This is a genomic window from Azospirillum sp. B21 (assembly GCF_008364825.1).
Lineage (GTDB): Bacteria > Pseudomonadota > Alphaproteobacteria > Azospirillales > Azospirillaceae > Azospirillum.
This window is the reverse complement of sequence record NZ_VTTO01000002.1, coordinates 593967-611640: the sequence shown is the minus strand read 5'-3', so window position 1 is coordinate 611640 and position 17674 is coordinate 593967. Positions and strand designations below refer to the sequence as shown.

Genomic DNA, 17674 nt, shown 5'->3' with positions numbered 1-17674 from the left:
CTCACACGGATTTCACGAATTCAAGCAAGGATTACACGGATTTTTCTATTCAGCGCGCCTGCAATCTGTCGACGCTCCATGAAAAGACATCCGTGAAATCCGTGTCCAAATCCGTGTAATCCGTGGCCCCCTTGCTTCGGACGCCGCAGCCCGCCTAACGGTCAGGCGCTGATCGAAAAGGGCTGCACCACCGCCTGGAACTCCGCCATCGCCTCGCAGGCGTCGGAATGCGCGGCAAGCGCCGGCCAACGGGCACGGTCGAAGACGGCGGCATGCGCTTCGCCGACGAAGCGCAGGGCGCATCCCGCGGCGATGTCGGCATGGCCGATCCGCTCGCCGAACCACCAGGGTCCCGCCGCGGCGGCACGCTCGGCCTCCAGAACGTCGAGGACGGCGCCGATCTGGCCGGTGCAGCGCTCCACCCACACATCCGAGCGTTCCTTGTGCAGGACCCGTTCATAGACGAGGCTGACCGCCTTGTCCGCCAGCCCGGTCGACAGCGCGCAGAGCTTCAGCGCCCGGCGCCGCTCCGCACCCTGGCGGGCGATCAGCGCCCGGTCCGGCCCGGCAGCCTCGTCGAGATGGTCGAGGATGGCGCCGCTCTCGATCAGCACCTCCCCGTCGTCCAGCACCAGCGTCGGCACGCGCTTCAACGGGTTGAAGCGCGCAAGCTCCGCCGCGTCGGAGAAGACCGACCAGGGCCAGTGCTCGTAGGCCATGCCGTAGAGCCGCAGGGCGACGGCGACGCGGCGAACGAAGGGCGAGTCATACTGTCCGATCAGGATCATCGACGATTCCCCAGTGCGATGCTGGACCACGCCACATATCCTAAACCGGATCGTTCCCGGGGACGCATTCTTATGGCGCGGTTCAGTCCCGCGCCACGATGGGGGTCAGCTTGTACCGGGCGGCGATGGTCTCCAGCCGGCCGTCGGCCTTGATGGCAGCGACGAAGGCGTTGACCCGCTCCAGCCACGCGGCGTCGCCCGGCGCCACCGCATAGGCGTAGGGCGTCGGCTGGACCGGCATGTCCGGCACGACCAGCCGCGCCCAGGGATGGAATGCCAGCATGCGCTGACCATAGGGATAGTCGGTCAGGAAGGCGTCAGCGCGGCCGGCCTGCACCTCCTCCTCGCGCTCCTGCGGGCGGGTGACGGCGACGATGCGGGCGGACTTCATCGCGCTGCGGGCGTAGCCGTCCATATAGGTGTCCTTCTGCACCGCCACGACATTGCCGCCGCGGTCCAGATCCTCCCAGCGGCGGATGGTGTCGTTGGTCTGGGTGGTCACCGCATAGATGCCGCTGCGCAGATAGGGCTGGCTGAAGGCCACGCGCTGGGCCCGCGCCGGGGTGGCGCCGATGGCGAACATGCCGATATCGCAGCGGTCGGCCAGCAGATCGTCGATGAAGCGGGGAAAGCTGCTTTCCACCACCGTCAGCTGCACGCCGAGATCGTCGGCGAAGGCCTGAGCCAGTTCGGCGTCCAGCCCCTCCAGCGCGCCGGTCCGCGGATTCCGGAACGAGATCGCGTAGTAATCAGGCCAAGAGCAGACACGAAGTTGCTTCTGCGCCGCAATTTTCTGAAGTCTCCCGTCCTGTGCAGTTGCCGGTGCAGTGTTGCCGGCAACCAGAAGGAACAGAATTGTGCAGCAGACAGCCCAAAGGATCCGCGTCGCCATGTCACACCTTTCGTTAACCACTCGACCCTGTTCTTCATCATCGCCGCGCAACGCCATGCGGCGGGAGCGGCATCTTAGCATCGATCGGTTGCAAACGGCAGTGGGTGCTTGGCGTATGGTCCGCGTAGCTGCTATTGTCGCGAGAGCCAACGTCGGCCAGGCACCGGGCCAGGTGCGGATGACCACGCCTGCCCGACCCAACCCGTTCGACCACACCTGACCGTCCGGAACGCAAGCCCTGTCCTCGCCCCCAGCAAAAGCGGATCTGAAGGGTCTTTTCCAGAAGCGCGGCGGCATCATCGCCTTTGCCCTTCTGGCCGTCTTCGCCCTGCTGGTCAATCAGGGACAGCAATTGATCGCCGCGCGCAAGGCGGCGCTCGACACCGCGGAGATCAATCTCGCCAGCCTCGCCGCCGCGTTGGAGGTGTCGACCACCCGCACGGTACAGTCGGTGGACGTCACGCTGTCGGCGATCGTCGATTCCCTGGCCGACGCCAGCTGGACGGGCGAGGATGGCCGGCCCGGTCCCGATCTGGCGGCGCTTCTGACCGACCGGCTGCGGCGGTCGCCGCACCTGCGGGGACTGACCCTGCTGGACCGCACCGGCCGCATCCTGGCCACGACCGAGGGCGCGCATCCCGGCGACGCCTACCTGACGGAGCTGGACGCCTTCCGCCTGCAGACCGCCGGCCAGGGCCGCACGTTGGTGATCGGCGATCCCCGGCCGGGGCGCGGCCTGCTGGACCGCGCGGCGGGGGGCGAGCGGTCCGGGCGCTGGCTTCTGCCGATGAGCCGCGCGCTCCGCGATGCCGACGGCATGCTTCAGGCAGTGGTCGTCGCCACCGTCAACCCGGACTATTTCCAGGGGCTGTACCGCGCGGTCCAGGGCGGCGACGCGGCCGGAGTGGGCGACCGCATCGCGCTCTACCGCTATGACGGCACGCTGCTGACCGTCCAGCCGCAGGCGGGGGAGGAGATCGGCCGCTCCTTCGCCGCGACGCCGCTGTTCCGCGAGCGCCTGCCGCAAGCCGAATACGGCGTGTTCCGCCATTCCGGCACTGATGTCGGCGCCGGTCCCGACACGCGCATCGTCGCCTACCGGACGACACCGGTCTGGCCGCTGGTGCTGACGGTCAGCGTGCGGCAGGACGCCGTGCTTGTGAACTGGCGCGACAATCTGTGGATGGCGACCCTGCTGTCGGGGGGAATGACCCTGCTGTTGGGGCTGTTCGGCCTGCTGCTGGCGCGGTCGCTGGCCGCCCAGCGCCGCCAGGGCGAGGAGTTGGAGGAGGCGAACGCCCGCCTGTCCGCCATCGTCGACACCGCGGCCGAGGGCATCGTCACCGCCCGGCCCGACGGGGTGATCGAAGCCGCCAATCCGGCCGCCCACGCCATCTTCCGCTGCGCGCCGGGCGGGCTGGTCGGCCGGCCGGTGACGGACCTGCTGCCGGCCGACAAGCGCGAGGCCACCGCCCGCGCCCTGTCGGAGATCGCGCGCGGCCGCCGCCCGATGGACACCGCCATCCGCGGGGAAGCCGTTGCGCTCCGGGCAACGCCGGACGGCGAAGAGAGCTTCCCGCTGGCCTACTCCATGGCGCTGGTGAAGACCGCGGCCGGGCCGCTTTACGCCGCAATCCTGCGCGACCTGACGGAAGAGAAGCGGCTGGAGCACACGCTGCGCGACGCCAAGGAGCGGGCGGAGGACGGGCAGCGCATCAAGATGGAATTCCTCGCGACGATGAGTCACGAGATCCGCACCCCGATGAACGGGGTGATCGGCATGGCGGGGCTGCTGCTCGACACGCCGATGGAGGCGGAGCAGCGCACCTATGCCGAAACCATTCGCGATTCCGCCGAATCGCTGCTGGTCATCATCAACGACATCCTGGATTTCTCGAAGATCGATGCCGGCCGCCTGGATCTGGAGGTCGGCGAGTTCGAACTGGTGCCGATGGTCGAAAGTGTGGCGGAAATCCTGGCGCCACGCGCGGCGGCCAAGGGGCTGGACCTGGCCAGCTTCGTGCCGCCCGGCCTGCGCGGCACCCTGCTGGGCGATGCCGGGCGGTTGCGCCAGATCCTGCTGAACCTCGCCGGCAACGCGGTGAAGTTCACCGACAGCGGCAGCGTCACCATCCTGCTGAGCGAGGAGCCGGCCGATCCCGACCAGCCGGCGGGGGACGGCGTCCGCATCCGGTTCGAAGTGCGCGACACCGGCATCGGCATCCCGGAGGAAGAACGCCCCCGCCTGTTCGCCATGTTCACCCAGGTCGATTCGTCCGCTGCACGGCGTCATGGCGGCACCGGCCTGGGGCTGGCGATCTGCAAGCGGCTGGTGGAGCTGATGGGCGGCCGCATCGGGGTGGAGAGCCAGCCGGGCGCCGGCAGCACCTTCTGGGTGTCGATCCCGCTGAAGCGCGGCGCCGGCAGCGCCCATCCCCCGACTCCCGCCGGCAACTGGGCCGGGCGCCGCCTGCTGCTGGTCGACGACATCGCGGTCAACCGCGACCTGCTGACCCGGCAGTTGGACGGCTTCGGCATCGTGACCGAGACCGCGGAGAACGGCGAGCAGGCGCTGGACCGGCTGGCCGCCGCCGCTCATGCGGGGCGTCCGTTCGACGCCGCGATCCTCGACCACCGCATGCCGGGGCTGACCGGGGTGGAGGTGGCGCAACGCATCCGCGCCAATCCGGCGCTGGCCGGGATCCGTCTGGCGCTGGCGTCTTCCCAAAGGCTGGAGGGGCAGGAACCGGAGCGGGCGCCGGTCGACACCCATCTGCCGAAGCCGATCCGCTTCAGCACGCTCTGCCAGTGCCTCGCCCGCCTGCTGGAGCCGCAATCGGGGCCGGAGGCGAAAGAGGCGAAGCCGGCGCCGGACTGGCCGGCACCCACGCGGACCGGCAATGTCGTCACCCTCCCCACCCGGACTCCGGCCGGTCCGGCGGCTCCGCCCGACGGCAAGCCGCGGGCCCGCGTGCTGGTGGCGGAGGACAATCCGGTCAACCAGCAGCTGACGCTGGCGCTGCTGCGCCGTGCCGGCCACAGCGCGGAGGCGGTGTCGAACGGCGAGGAAGCGGTGGAGGCGGTATCCGCCCGCCCCTATGACCTGGTGCTGATGGACGTCCAGATGCCGGTGATGGACGGGCTGGAAGCGACGCGGCGCATCCGCCGGCTGTCCGGCCCGGCCACGCGCATTCCCATCGTGGCGCTGACCGCCAACGCCATGCAGGGCGACGCCGCCATCTGCCTGGAAGCCGGCATGGACGACTATCTGTCCAAGCCGATCAATGCCCGCAAGCTGCTGGACACCATCGCCCGCTTCGTGAAGCCGGCCAGCGGAGAGGATGGCGAGTCCGCCGCTCCGCCATCGTCTCCGCCGGCCGAGCCGGAACCGGCCACCGCCAACGCGGAGAAGATCGAGGAACTGCGCGACGCCCTGGGCAAGGACGGCTTCGCCCTGCTGCTGGAAACCTTCTTCAGCGACAGCCCCATGCATCTCGACCTGCTGCGCAGCGCCATCGACCGCGGCGACTGCGCCGGCATCGAGCGGGAGGCGCACATCCTGAAGGGCTCCGCCGCCAATGTCGGCTTCGACCGGCTGGCCGCCACCGCCCATCATCTGGTCATCGCCGCCCGCCGCCGGGACCAGGACGCGCTGACCCCCGCCGCCGGGATCCGCGTCGCGGAGGAGTTGAAGGCTGCCCAGCAGGCGGCGGCGTCGCTGGAGGCACCCGTCGGCTGAAACGCGCCTCACACGGATCGCGAATCATGCTGCGGCGCAATGCCGCCGGTGATTGTGCGATAGGCTCGATTTCAGTAAAATGCCGCGGATTTTGTTTCCCTCCCTGTTGCGAACCGCTGGAGCCACGCCGACCATGGCCGATGCCGTCACCGCTCTGGTCGTCGACGACGAGGAAATGACCCGCGCCATCGTCGCCGGATATCTGTCCCGCATCGGTTACCGGACACTGGAGGCGGAGACCATGGCGCAAGCCTGGGAAATCCTGTCGGCCAACGGTGCGGCGATCCATGTGGTGCTGCTCGACCGCCGCCTTTCCGACGGGGACGGGCTTGAGCTGTACGAACGGATGAAGGGCATGCCGGAGTTGGCCGGCATCCCCGTCATCGTGCAGACCATCTCCGACAGCAGCGCGGAGATCGCGGCGGCGATCCGCGCCGGGGTGTTCTATTACCTGATCAAGCCCTATGACGGCGCGCTGCTGCGTTCCGTCGTCCGCGCGGCGGAGGAGACGACCGGCCGGCTGAAGAGCCTGCAAGGCGACCTGCGCTCCCGCTCCGACGCCATCGCGCTGCTGCGCGACGCGCGTTTCCGCTTCCGCACCCCGCAGGAGGCGCAGAACCTCGCCATCGCCCTGTCGTCGGTCGCCTCCACCGGGCACAGTCTGACCTTCGGCCTGTCGGAAATCCTGGTCAACGCGGTGGAGCACGGCAATCTCGGCATCGGGTTCGAGGCGAAAGGCCGACTGAAGGCCAGCGGCATGCTGTCCCGCGAGATCGAAGCGCGGCTGGCCTCGTCCGAGCACCGCGACAAGTACGCCACCCTGCATGTGGAGCGCAGCGACAGCCGCGTCATCTTCACCGTCACCGATATGGGGCCGGGCTTCGACTTCAACCGCTACCTGTCGGTCGATGCCTCCCAATCGCACGCCACCCACGGCCGCGGCATCGCGCTGGCCCGCATGGTCGGGTTCGACCAGCTGACCTTCGTCGGCACCGGCAACCGGGTGGTGGGGATCGTCAATCTGGACCGGGAATAGAAATCGGGCTCGGGCTCCTACATTCCCGGCTCGAACACCGCCACGCGGTTGCGGCCCAGATGCTTTGCACGATAGAGCGCGAGGTCGGCGCGGTGGATCGCCCGCTCCAGCGTGTCGGTGGCGCCCTCCAGCCCGGCGATGCCGATGCTTGCGGTCAGGCGGAAGGTTCCGTCCGGTGCCTCGATCGGCATGCGGGCGAGGTGGCGGCGCACCCGCTCGGCCACCACGCGGCTTTCGTCGGCGGTGGCGCCGGGCAGGACCACCACGAACTCCTCCCCGCCCAGCCGGCCCAGCAGGTCGTATTCCCGCAGGATCGCCTGGCAGCCGGCGGCGACCATGCGCAGCGCATCGTCGCCGGTGGCATGGCCGAAGGTGTCGTTGATCCGTTTGAAATGGTCGACGTCCAGCACGAAGACCGACAGCGGTTCGTGGAAGCGGTGGGCGCGGGCCAGCTGGGAACGGGCCAGTTCCATGAAGGAGCGGCGATTGTAGATGCCGGTCAGCGGATCGCGCGATGCCATGTCGCGCAGCGCCTCTTCCATGCTGCGGCGTTCGGTGTAATCGTAGATCCAGGCCAGATTGACCGGCACGCCCTGGATCACCGCCTGGTTCACGGTGAACAGCGTCCAGAAGGGCGACCCGTCGGCCCGCTTGAACTGGACCTCCATGTTGGTGACCCCGCCGCCGCCGCGCAGACGTTCCAGCACGCGCAGGCGCTGGTGGCTGTCCAGGTAATAGTCGCGGGCGCGGCTGCCGATCAGCTTTTCCCGCGGCAGGCCGATCAGTTCGGCGAAGCGGGTGTTGACGAAGACGATCCGCCCGTCGTCGCGCCGGGAAACGGAGACGCCGATCGGGCTCTGCTCCAGGATCGCTTCCAGCCGCTCCTCGTTCGGTCGGGTTTCCGTCAGTTCGTGGATGGCGCCGACGATGCCCATCGGATTGCCGGCCTGGTCGCGGAAGGCGGCCTTGGTCAGGTTGACCATGCGCATCGCGCCCTCCGCCGTGCGGACCGGCGCCTCGTACTGGACGCTGCCCTCCCGCTCCATCACTGCGCGGTCCTGGCCGACATGCTCCCTCGCCATGTCCGGGCCCGTCAGCGCAAAGGTGGTCCGCCGCAGCATGTCCGCCCTGCTGATACCGGTGAGGCGCGCGAAGGCGTCGTTGACCGCAATGTACTGGCCGTCGGCATCCTTGACGAACAGCGGCACCGGAGCCGCTTCCAGCAGGGCGTCGACCATCGGCATTCCGGCGGGGCCGGGGCGGGAGGGGACGCCGTCGCCGGACACCTTCTCCTGACGGCACAGGGCGTCGACATCCGTCACCGTCAGCATCCGCAGCGCATCCGCACCCTCACCATCGGCGTCCGCGGGAAGGGGCATTTCCGCCACCGCCACCCAGCGGACGGCGCCGTCGGCCAGCCGCGCCGGCCATGCCTGCGGCAGGCTGCGATCCAGATCGAACTCGCACAGGCTCCGCCCCGGCAGCCCGCCCGGTTCGCAGCCGAGCAGCCCGTGCAGCGTCGGGTTGGCGTAGCGAATCATCCCCGATGCCGTGACGATGCAAACCCCGACCGGCAAACGGTCGTAGGCCGACCATGCGGAGCCCCGCATGTCATGCACGCCACGGTCGGAGATCATTGCCATGCTTTCCGAAACCAGCATGGCACACAGTGTCCCATAGAATTTTATTTCCCTGCAATGCCGGCGCGGCCCCAAGGGGTCGAAGTGCTCCGGTCAGACTTCTAAAAACAGTTGAGTATATAAAATTCTCGGCGATTGTTCAAGGCGCTGACCTTTTGCTTGGTTGCACCGTCCCAACCTTGTCCCCGCCTTGCTCCCAGGTCCCATGGCCGTCGAGTGCGACGCTAAGCCGCTGCCAGGACTCCTCCGGCCCAGGCAGCCCGAAGCGCAGCCAATCGGGCCGCCGTTCGAACCGGCGCACGAGGATCCCGGCTTCCCCCAACGCGCGATAGAGGCCAGGCGCCCGCCGATCTTCGACGAGGCAGAACAGCGCAGTGCCGCCGACCACCGCCAGACCGGCACGGGACAGCAGGCGGCGCAGCCGCGCCATCGCGTCGTCCAGCATGCCGCGCGTCCCGGCGATCCAGTCGTGGTCGCCGAGCGCCGCAGTGGCGATGGACAGGCCAGGGCCGGACACCGCCCACGGGCCGACGGCGTCGCGCAACGCCGCCGCCAGCCCGGCCGGCGCCAGCGCGATCCCCAGCCGCAGGCCCGCCAGCCCGAAAAACTTCCCGAAGGAGCGCAGGACCACCAGCCCCGGCCGGCCGGCGAAACGGGCGACGCTCTGCTCCGGCTCCATGTCGGCGAAGGCCTCGTCCACCACCAGCCAGCCGCCGCGCGCCGCCTGCGCCTGCGCCAGCTCCAGCAGCCGCTCCGGCGCCAGGAGTCGGCCATCCGGGTTGTTGGGGTTGACCACGACAAGGACATCCGGGGCATCCGGGATCAGGATGTCCGTGCCCCTCACCCCACGCACCTCATGGCCGGCCAGCGTCCAGCAGCGGGCATGCTCGGCATAGGTCGGCTCCACAACCGCGACCCGGCCGGGCGGCAGCAGGCGCGGCAGCAGCTGGATCAGCGCCTGCGAACCGGACGCGGCAGCCACCAGTTCCGCCGATTGCGCGCCGTAGCAGGCGGCGGCGGCGGCGCGCAACGCCTCCTCCTCCGCCCGGCCGGGCAGCCGGGTCCAGGCCTGCGGCGGCACCGGCGGCAGCGGGTAGGGCCAGGGGTTGATGCCGGTGGACAGGTCGATCCAGGGTTCGGGTGCCCCGGGGAAGGCGGCGCGGGCGCCGTCCAGGTCGCCGCCATGCAGCAGCCTGCCGCTACCGCCCACCACGCGCGGCTTGGTCACCGTGCTGTCTTCGGCCATGATCGCGCCTCCTTCACGCCCACCCTCGCGCGGCCAGCCGGCCGCCCCATCCGCTGGAACGTCCCGCCCGTGCCGCTTCATCCCTTCCTGCTCGCCGCCGCGCTCGTCATCGAGGCGGTGGCCGGCTATCCGGACCCACTCTATACCCGCATCCGCCACCCGGTGGTGTGGATCGGTGCGCTTATCGCGCAGCTTGATGGCGCACTCAATCGCGAGGATGACGGTTTCGGCCGGCGCAAGGCATTCGGCGTGCTGGCGCTGGTGGTGCTGCTGCTGACGGTGGGGGGCGTGGCGGTGGCGGTGGCCTGGGCCTGCCGGCTGCTTCCCTTCGGCTGGCTGATCGAGGCGGCACTCGCCTCCACCCTGCTGGCCCAGCGCAGCCTGCACGATCATGTGGCGGCGGTCGCCGACGGCTTCCGCACAGGCGGGCTGGAGGGCGCGCGCAAGGCGGTGTCGATGATCGTCGGCCGCAACCCCGCCACGCTGGACGAGCCGGCCGTCGCCCGCGCCGCCATCGAAAGCCTTGCGGAGAACTTCTCCGACGGGGTGGTGGCGCCGGCCTTCTGGCTGCTGGTGGGTGGCCTGCCGGGACTGGCGCTCTACAAGGCGATCAACACCGCCGACAGCATGATCGGCCACCGCACGCCGCGGCACGAGGCCTTCGGCTGGGCGGCGGCGCGGCTGGACGATCTGGTCAATTTGCCGGGCTCCCGCCTGACCGCCCTGCTGCTGGTCGGGGCGGCCTGGATGATGGAGGGGGCCGACCCGCGGCAGGCGTGGCGGTCCGTGCGGCAGGACGCCCACCGTCACCGCTCCCCCAACGCCGGCTGGCCGGAAGCGGCGATGGCCGGCGCGCTCGACCTGCGGCTGGGCGGCCCGCGCGTCTATGGCGCCACCCGCATCGAGGATGTCTGGCTCGGCGCCGGCCGCACCGCCGCGACCCCGTCCGACATCGGCCGCGCGCTGGCGCTCTACCGCCGCGCCTGCGTTCTGCTGGTCGGCGGAGCGCTGGTGCTGGCGCTGCTGGGCTGATCCGCCGGGCCGCTGATCCGTCACCGCCCCGCCGCCCGCCGCACCATCAGGGATATCCGGCGCGCGACTCGCCGCAGCCCGCGCAGCAGGCGGCGGGCGGCGCGGGCGGGAGCCGTCTCCTTCAGCCAGGCCAGCCATGCGGTCACCCACCCATAGCCCCGCGCGAACCAGCCGATGGTCAGCAGTTTCGGCTTGGCGATGTGGAACAGCCGCTCCACCAGGGTGATCTTCACCAGCTCCGCCCCGGCAATCACGGCGGCGCCGGACAAGGGCCGGCCGGTAGCGAACAGCCACGCCCCGATGGGCTTCGCCGGCTCCAACAGGGCGAGCGGCACCATGACGAGCACCAGCGACGGGTAAGGCCCCAGTCCGGCGATCCAGGCGCCGATCCGACGGCCGACGCGTGCGAAGACCGGAAGTCGTGCGATCCGGCGCAGGACAGGCCGCACCACCCAGTAGGCCAGCGCATCCAGAAGGAAGTACACCAGCGCCGCCAGCGTCCCCACCGGACGCAGCAGGCGGCCCGCCAACGAGCCCGAACGGGAGCGAGAAGGAGCCGACCGTTCGGGAGAATCAGGGTCATGTGGCTGCCCGGAGGGGGAGCGCCTGTTCATCCGTCATATCCCGCCGGACGGCGTAGGTCGCAGTCTACCACCAAGGCGAGCCTTTCGTTCGTAGGAAGGGACTGGCACTGTCCACCCAATTGTCTCCGCACATATGCAAACGATATCGCTACAAACCCGATCGATCCGCACAACCCACCACGACTCCCGTGCCAGGCCAATACGACCCACTGCTCGTCGCCTTATCCTACGTCATCGCCGTCTTCGGCGGTTACGTCGCCCTGGATTTGGCGAATCATGCCCGTATCGGCGAGGGCAATGTACGGAATGACCGCGGCGACGTGCGGCGGCTGGCCGGTGCGGCGCTGGCGCTGGGCGCCGGGATCTGGTCGATGCACTTCATCGGCATGCTGGCCTACCGCAGCGACGTGCCGATCGGCTACGACGCCGGACTGACCGCGCTGTCCTTCCTGCTGGCGGTGGCCGTATCGGGCGCCGGGCTGTTCGCCGTGGCCCGCAACCGGCCGCACCGCTTCACCCTCGGCGTTGCCGGAACACTCACCGGTCTCGGCATCGTCGGCATGCACTATGTGGGAATGGCGGGCATGCGCATGGACATGGAACTGTCCTACGACCTCCTTCTGGTCGCCGTCTCCGTCGCCGTCGCCATCGTCGCCTCGACCGCGGCCTTGTGGCTGGCCTTCCGCACCCGGCGCCCGCTGCAGCGCGCCGCCGGCGCCGTCCTGCTGGGACTGGGCGTGGTGACGATGCATTATACCGGCATGGCCGCGGCGGGCATGGAGCCGGTGACGGAGCTGAGCGCCGCCGGACCGGCCCTGGCGCCCGCCCATCAGGCAGGACACCAACCGGGGATGACGGCCACGGGCCAGGGAATCGCGTTGTCCTCCACCCTTCTCGCCATCATGACCGGGCTCGGGACGCTGTTGCTGCTGTGCCTCGCCCTGCTGTCCTCCCTGCTCGACCGCCGGCAGCAGGCGGACCGCTCGGCGGAGCAGGAGGCGCGCTACCGCGCCATCGTCGACACCGCGGTCGATCCCATCATCCTGATCGACGACCGCGGCACCGTTCAGTCCTTCAACCATGCCGCGGAGAAGACCTTCGGCTACCGCGCCGACGAGGTGATCGGCCGCAACGTCAAGATGCTGATGCCGGAGCCCTACCGCACCGCCCATGACGGCTATCTCGACCGCTACCACCGCACGGGAGAGCGGCGGATCGTCGGCATCGGCCGCGAGGTGGAAGGGCTGCGCAAGGACGGAACCACCTTCCCGCTCGACCTGTCGGTCGGCGAATGGCATGTCGGCAAGCGGCGCATGTACACCGGGATCATGCGCGACATCACCGCCCGCAAGGCGGCGGAGGAGGCGATCCTGCGCGCCCGCGACGAGGCGGAAGCCGCGCGGATCGAGGCGTTGCGCGCCCGCGACGACGCCCAGCGCGCAGACCGCGCCAAGACGAAGTTCCTGGCCGCCGCCAGCCACGACCTGCGCCAACCGCTGCAGTCGCTGTTCTTCTTCGCCCACGCGTTATCGGACAAGCTGGAGGACCACCCGACCGCCCCGCTGCTGGCCAGCATGACCGAATCGCTGACCGGCCTGCGGGTGATGCTGGACAGCCTGCTGGATGTCTCGCGCCTGGATGCAGGGGTGGTGAAGCCCGGCGTCACCGATTTCGCGCTCGGCCCCCTGCTGGACCGTCTGGCGGAGGAATACCGCATCCGCGCGGCGGAATCGGGTCTGGTGCTGCGCCATGTCCCGACCTCCGCCTGGACCAGCAGCGATCCGGCCCTGCTGGAGCGCATCCTGCGTAACCTGATCGAGAACGCGATCCGCTACACCGAACGCGGCCACATCCTGCTCGGCTGCCTGCATCGCGGCGGCGGGCTGCGGCTGGCGGTGCTGGACCAGGGCATCGGCATTCCCGCCGACAAGACCCAGGACATCTTCCAGGAGTTCACCCAGCTTGCCAACCCGGAGCGCGACCGGCGCAAGGGCCTCGGCCTTGGGCTGGCGATCGTGCGGCGGCTGGCCGGGCTGCTGGAGCACGGGGTGACCGTGCGTTCAACGCCCGAGCGGGGCAGCGGCTTCTTCCTCGACCTGCCGGCGGCGGTGCCGCGCCCGATCCCGAAGCCGGTGCGTCTGCCGGTGGAGCCGGCGCGCGCGAAGGGCCTGATCGTGGTGGTCGACGACGACACCATCATCCTGCTGAGCATGCGCGCGATGCTGGAGGAATGGGGATACGACGTGGTCGCCGCCGTGTCGGCCGACGAGGCGATCGAATCGCTGCTGAACCTGGGCCGGCAGCCGGCGATGATCGTCGCCGATTACCGCCTGCGCGAAGGCCGCACCGGCGTGGAGGCGATCCGCGACATCTACGGCGTCTGCGGCGTGCGCGTTCCCGCCGTGGTGCTGACCGGCGACACCGACCCCGCCCGCATCGCCGAGGTCCAGCGCAGCGGCCACCGCCTGATCCACAAGCCGGTGTCCGCCCCCATGCTGCGGGAAATCCTGACGTCGGCTGCCTGAGGGGCGGCCTGCAGGTTCAGGTCCGAAAAAGCGCTCCACTCCACCCATGCAGCCCTGGACGCACGGGCGGCCGGCAACTAGCATCCGCCACCCGAACGAGCCTCCGGCGGCCCCCGCCCGTCGCCGCCCCATTTTCTCCCACGGACCGTGATGCTGCGCCGTTCCCTGATCCGCGCCGGCGAGACCTGCGCTTTCCACCTCCGCGCCGCCCTGGCGCGGGCGCTGTCCCGCCCCGCTCCTCCGCCTGCCGCGCCTCCCCCCGCCGGCTATCCGCCGCATCAGCCGCAGCAGGGGCCGGTCCCATATCCGGGCGCGCCCTATCCCGGCACCCCCTATCCGCAGGCGCCGCAGCAGCCGGTCGATCCGTCGAACGGCTATCCCCCAGGCGGCTATCCCCCAGGCGGCTACCCACCCGGCAGCTATCCGCCCGCCCCGCCCCCCTATCCGCAGCAGCCCGTGCCGCCGCCCGTGCCGCCCTATGCCGGGCAGCCGGCCTACGGCACGCAGCCTCCCTATGCCGCGCCTCCGCCGAACCGTCCGCGTTTCCGCCTGCCGCGCGGGCGCTGGGGCAAGGTCGCCGCGGTCGCAGGATTGCTGGTGCTGCTGCCGCCGGTGGCTCTGCTCGGCACCTATCTGTGGATGCGGGCGCAGCAGCCGCAGACCAGCGGCACCGTCGCCATCCCCGGCAGCGGCGCCCCGGCGGAGATCGTCCGCGACGACCGGGGCGTCGTCCACATCTTCGCCGCGACGGAGCGCGACGCCTACCGCGCGCTTGGCTATGCCCATGCCCAGGACCGGCTGTGGCAGATGGAGACGATGCGCCGGGCCGGCGCCGGCCGCTTGGCCGAGCTGATCGGCGTCAAGTACGGCGACTTCGCGCTACGCACCGACCGTTTGATGCGCACGCTGGGGGTCCGCCGTTCGGCCGAGGCGATGGCCGCCACCCTGTCGCCCGACGCCCGCGCCGCCTTCGACGCCTATGCCGAGGGCGTGAACGCCTATCTTGAGACGCGCTCCGAAGCGCTGCCGCTCGAATTCCAGCTTCTGCGCCACACGCCGGAGCCCTGGACCGTCGCCGACAGCCTGGTCTGGGCCAAGCTGATGGCGCTGCAGCTGTCCGCCAATTACCGAGACGAGCTGTTCCGCTCCCGCGTGATGGAGCGTCTGTCGCCGCAGCAGATCGACGACCTGTTCCCGTCCGACACCCCCGGTGCCCCTACCACGCTGGCCGGCGAGCTGCGCGGCATGGACATGCGGGAGATGGTGCGCCGCACCCTGGCGGCCTTGCCGCAGATGGGCTTCGACACCGCCTCCAACGAATGGGTGCTGACCGGTGCGCGCACCACCACCGGCAAGCCGATCCTCGCCAACGACCCGCATCTGGGGCTGGAGGCGCCGATCCTCTGGTATCTCGCCCGCATCGTGACGCCGGGCTTCACCAGCGCCGGGGCGACGGTGCCGGGCGTGCCGCTGACCATCCTCGGCCACAACGGCAAGGTCGCCTGGGGCTTCACCACCACCCACAGCGACACCCAGGACCTGTTCGTCGAGAAACCGGATCCGCGGGACCCGAGCCGCTATCTGACCCCCGACGGCAGCGAGCCCTTCGAGACGCGGGCCGAGACCATCGCCGTCGCCGACGAGGCGCCGCAGACGCTGACCGTGCGCGGCACGCGCCACGGACCCGTCATCTCCGACCTAGACGCCCCACCGGCAGACGGCTCCGCCGGCCCGGTTCTGGCGCTGTCCTTCCCAGGCCTTGCCGACGACGACACCAGCGCCGAGGCACTGTACCGCCTGAACCATGCCGCGACGGCGGAAGCCGCGCGCGACGCGTTGCGCCTGCATGTCGCCCCGCAGCAGAATGTCGTCTATGCCGACGTGAGCGGGGAGGTCGGCTTCATCACCCCCGGCCGGGTGCCGATCCGCCGCAAGGGCGACGGGCGCGTGCCGGTTCCGGGCTGGACCGGCGAGTATGACTGGACCGGCTTCCTGCCCTATTACGCGCTGCCACAGGCGGTGAACCCGCCGTCGGGCCAGTTCGTCAACGCCAACAACGCGGTGGTCGGGCGCGACTATCCCTACCGCCTCGCCACCGAATGGCCGGACCCGTCGCGCGCCAGGCGCATCGTCGAGATGCTGGGCGCCGGGCGCCATTCCGTCGAGGATGTGGCGCGCCAGCAGATGGACATCGTTTCGCTGCCCGCCCGCGATTTCCTGCCGGAACTGCTGAAATACCCGACCCCTCCCGGCCTTGCCGGCGATGCGGCGGCGCTGCTGCGCGGCTGGGACGGGCGGATGGACCGCGAGCGGCCGGAGCCGCTGATCTTCACCATGTGGCTGCGGGAACTGGTGCGGGCGGTCTTCGCCGACGAGTTGGGTCCCGACTTCGCCGCCTACTGGGATCTGCGGCCGGAGGCGCTGCGCCGTGTCATTCACGACCGGCCGGACTGGTGCGACGACGTCACCACCCCGCAGAAGGAAAGCTGTGCCGACATGATCGGCCGGTCGCTGGAAAGCGCGATGCCGGCGCTGGCCGAGCGCCACGGCTCCAGCCTGAAGAGCTGGCGCTGGGGCGACGACCACAAGGCCGATCTCTCCCACCGGATGCTGGGCCGCCTGCCGCTGATCGGCGGGATGGCGGATGTGTCGGTGGAGACCGACGGCGACTTTTTCACCGTCAACCGCGGCTCGACGACCATCCGCAGCGCCACGAATCCGTTCCGCCATGTCCATGGCGCCGGGTTCCGCGCGGTCTATGATCTGGCCGACCTGGACAATTCCCGCTTCGTGATCGCCACCGGCCAGTCCGGCAACATCTGGTCCCGCCATTGGGGCGATCTGGTGGAGATGTGGCGCGACGGCGGCGCGTTGCGTCTGGCCGGCGACCGTGGCACGCTGGTCTCGGCAGGGGCGGAGGTGCTGACACTCACACCACGCAACACCGGGACAACCAACAAATGACCATAACTCTGGAGGACGTGCGCGCCGCCGCGGCGCGCATCGCGGGGCATCTGCCCCGGACGCCCACGGTAGAGGCGCCCCGCCTGGGGGACATGGCGGGATGCCGGCTGCACGTGAAGCTGGAGAACCTGCACGCCACGTCGTCCTTCAAGGAGCGCGGCGCGCTGAACAAGCTGCTGTCGCTGGGCGAGGCGGAGCGCCGCGCCGGCGTCATCGCCATGTCCGCCGGCAACCATGCCCAGGCGGTGGCCTGCCACGCCACACGGCTCGGCATCCGCTCCACCATCGTCATGCCCGGCTTCACCCCCTTCACCAAGGTGGAGCGCACCGAGAATCTCGGCGCCACCGTCGAGCTGCATGGTGAGACGCTGAGCGAGGCCGCCGCCTTCGCCCAAGACCTCGCTGCACGCGACGGGCTGACCTTCGTCCATCCCTATGACGACCCTCTGGTGGCCGCCGGCCAGGGCACCGCGGCGCTGGAGCTGCTGGAGGATGTGCCGGACCTCGACGTGCTGGTGATCCCCATCGGCGGCGGCGGGCTGATCGCCGGCATGGCGACGGCGGCCAAGGCGCTGCGGCCGGACCTTGAGATCGTCGGCGTCCAGTGCAGCCTCTACCCCGCCGTGCGGCAGGCGCTGGCTGGACAGCCGATCACCTGCGGCGGCGCCACGGTGGCGGAGGGCATCGCGGTGAAGGCGCCGGGCGCCCTGACCCTGCCGATCATCCGCGCCCTGGTCGACGACGTGGTGGAGGTGGGCGAGGCGCGGCTGGAGGAAGCGGTCTACCGCCTCGCCACCGTGCAGAAGCAGGTCGCCGAGGGGGCCGGCGCCGCGGCGCTGGCCGCCGTGCTGGAGGATCCGGAGCGCTACCGCGGCCGCAAGGTCGGCATCGTGCTGTCGGGCGGCAACATCGACTCCCGCATCATGGCCCAGGTGCTGATGCGCGGGCTGGTCTATGAGGGCCGCATCGTCCGCCTGCGCATCGGCATCACCGACGCCCCCGGCGCGCTCGCCCGCGTCACCCGCCTGCTGGGCGAGGCCGGCGCCAACATCGTCGAGGTCCACCACCAGCGGCTGTTCCACAATGTGCCGGTGAAGATGGCGGAGGTCGACGTGGTCCTGGAAACCCGCAACCAGACCCATGTCGAGACCCTGATCGCCCGCATGAAGGACGCCGGCTACCCGACCACGCTGATGGTCGAGGTGGGGTGAGCACCACACCCTCTCCC

At 70.3% G+C, this 17674-nt stretch carries 11 protein-coding genes; 6 read left to right on the top strand and 5 right to left on the bottom strand.

What is annotated here, in order from left to right:
- Nucleotides 1-161 precede the first annotated feature (161 nt).
- The gene (locus FZ983_RS07525) at nucleotides 162-788 is read right to left on the bottom strand and encodes a glutathione S-transferase family protein (protein ID WP_149222930.1); all 627 of its coding nucleotides are present in this window, start codon (nucleotides 786-788) and stop codon (nucleotides 162-164) included.
- Between the two features lie 82 nt (nucleotides 789-870).
- The gene (locus FZ983_RS07520; RefSeq protein ID WP_149222929.1) at nucleotides 871-1680 is read right to left on the bottom strand and encodes an ABC transporter substrate-binding protein; all 810 of its coding nucleotides are present in this window, start codon (nucleotides 1678-1680) and stop codon (nucleotides 871-873) included.
- A gap of 352 nt (nucleotides 1681-2032) precedes the next feature.
- Between FZ983_RS07520 and FZ983_RS07510 the strand changes: the two genes are divergently transcribed.
- Both FZ983_RS07510 and FZ983_RS07505 read left to right on the top strand, forming a co-directional pair.
- A complete protein-coding gene (locus tag FZ983_RS07510; protein WP_247883646.1) occupies nucleotides 2033-5419 on the top strand; it encodes a response regulator in 3387 nt (1128 codons plus the stop codon).
- A gap of 133 nt (nucleotides 5420-5552) precedes the next feature.
- Nucleotides 5553-6455 carry a response regulator gene (locus tag FZ983_RS07505; RefSeq protein ID WP_149222927.1) on the top strand — a complete coding sequence of 301 codons (903 nt, stop codon included), beginning with the start codon at nucleotides 5553-5555 and terminating at the stop codon, nucleotides 6453-6455.
- 17 nt (nucleotides 6456-6472) lie between these two features.
- On the opposite strand, the gene FZ983_RS07500 is transcribed toward FZ983_RS07505, so the two are convergent.
- Nucleotides 6473-8098: a diguanylate cyclase gene (locus FZ983_RS07500; RefSeq protein ID WP_247883645.1), complete on the bottom strand. Its 1626-nt coding sequence runs from the start codon at nucleotides 8096-8098 to the stop codon at nucleotides 6473-6475.
- 136 nt (nucleotides 8099-8234) lie between these two features.
- A complete protein-coding gene (cobD, locus tag FZ983_RS07495; RefSeq protein ID WP_149222925.1) occupies nucleotides 8235-9341 on the bottom strand; it encodes a threonine-phosphate decarboxylase CobD in 1107 nt (368 codons plus the stop codon).
- Nucleotides 9342-9410: 69 nt separating this feature from the next.
- On the opposite strand from cobD, the gene cbiB reads away from it, so the two are divergent.
- Nucleotides 9411-10373 (top strand): adenosylcobinamide-phosphate synthase CbiB, encoded by a 963-nt coding sequence (gene cbiB, locus FZ983_RS07490; protein WP_149222924.1) that lies wholly within the window; start codon nucleotides 9411-9413, stop codon nucleotides 10371-10373.
- Nucleotides 10374-10393: 20 nt separating this feature from the next.
- Here the strand turns inward: cbiB and FZ983_RS07485 are convergent, their stop codons facing one another.
- On the bottom strand, nucleotides 10394-10903 hold the full coding sequence (locus FZ983_RS07485) for a hypothetical protein (protein ID WP_247883644.1): 510 nt from the start codon (nucleotides 10901-10903) through the stop codon (nucleotides 10394-10396).
- A gap of 242 nt (nucleotides 10904-11145) precedes the next feature.
- On the opposite strand from FZ983_RS07485, the gene FZ983_RS07480 reads away from it, so the two are divergent.
- The 3 genes from FZ983_RS07480 to FZ983_RS07470 all read left to right on the top strand — a co-directional run bounded on the left by FZ983_RS07480 (nucleotide 11146) and on the right by FZ983_RS07470 (nucleotide 17657).
- On the top strand, nucleotides 11146-13482 hold the full coding sequence (locus FZ983_RS07480) for an MHYT domain-containing protein (protein ID WP_149222922.1): 2337 nt from the start codon (nucleotides 11146-11148) through the stop codon (nucleotides 13480-13482).
- Between the two features lie 150 nt (nucleotides 13483-13632).
- The gene (locus FZ983_RS07475) at nucleotides 13633-16446 is read left to right on the top strand and encodes a penicillin acylase family protein (RefSeq protein WP_149222921.1); all 2814 of its coding nucleotides are present in this window, start codon (nucleotides 13633-13635) and stop codon (nucleotides 16444-16446) included.
- Nucleotides 16443-17657 (top strand): threonine ammonia-lyase, encoded by a 1215-nt coding sequence (locus tag FZ983_RS07470; RefSeq protein ID WP_149222920.1) that lies wholly within the window; start codon nucleotides 16443-16445, stop codon nucleotides 17655-17657. The genes FZ983_RS07475 and FZ983_RS07470 overlap by 4 nt, the downstream gene beginning before the upstream one ends.
- Nucleotides 17658-17674 lie beyond the last annotated feature (17 nt).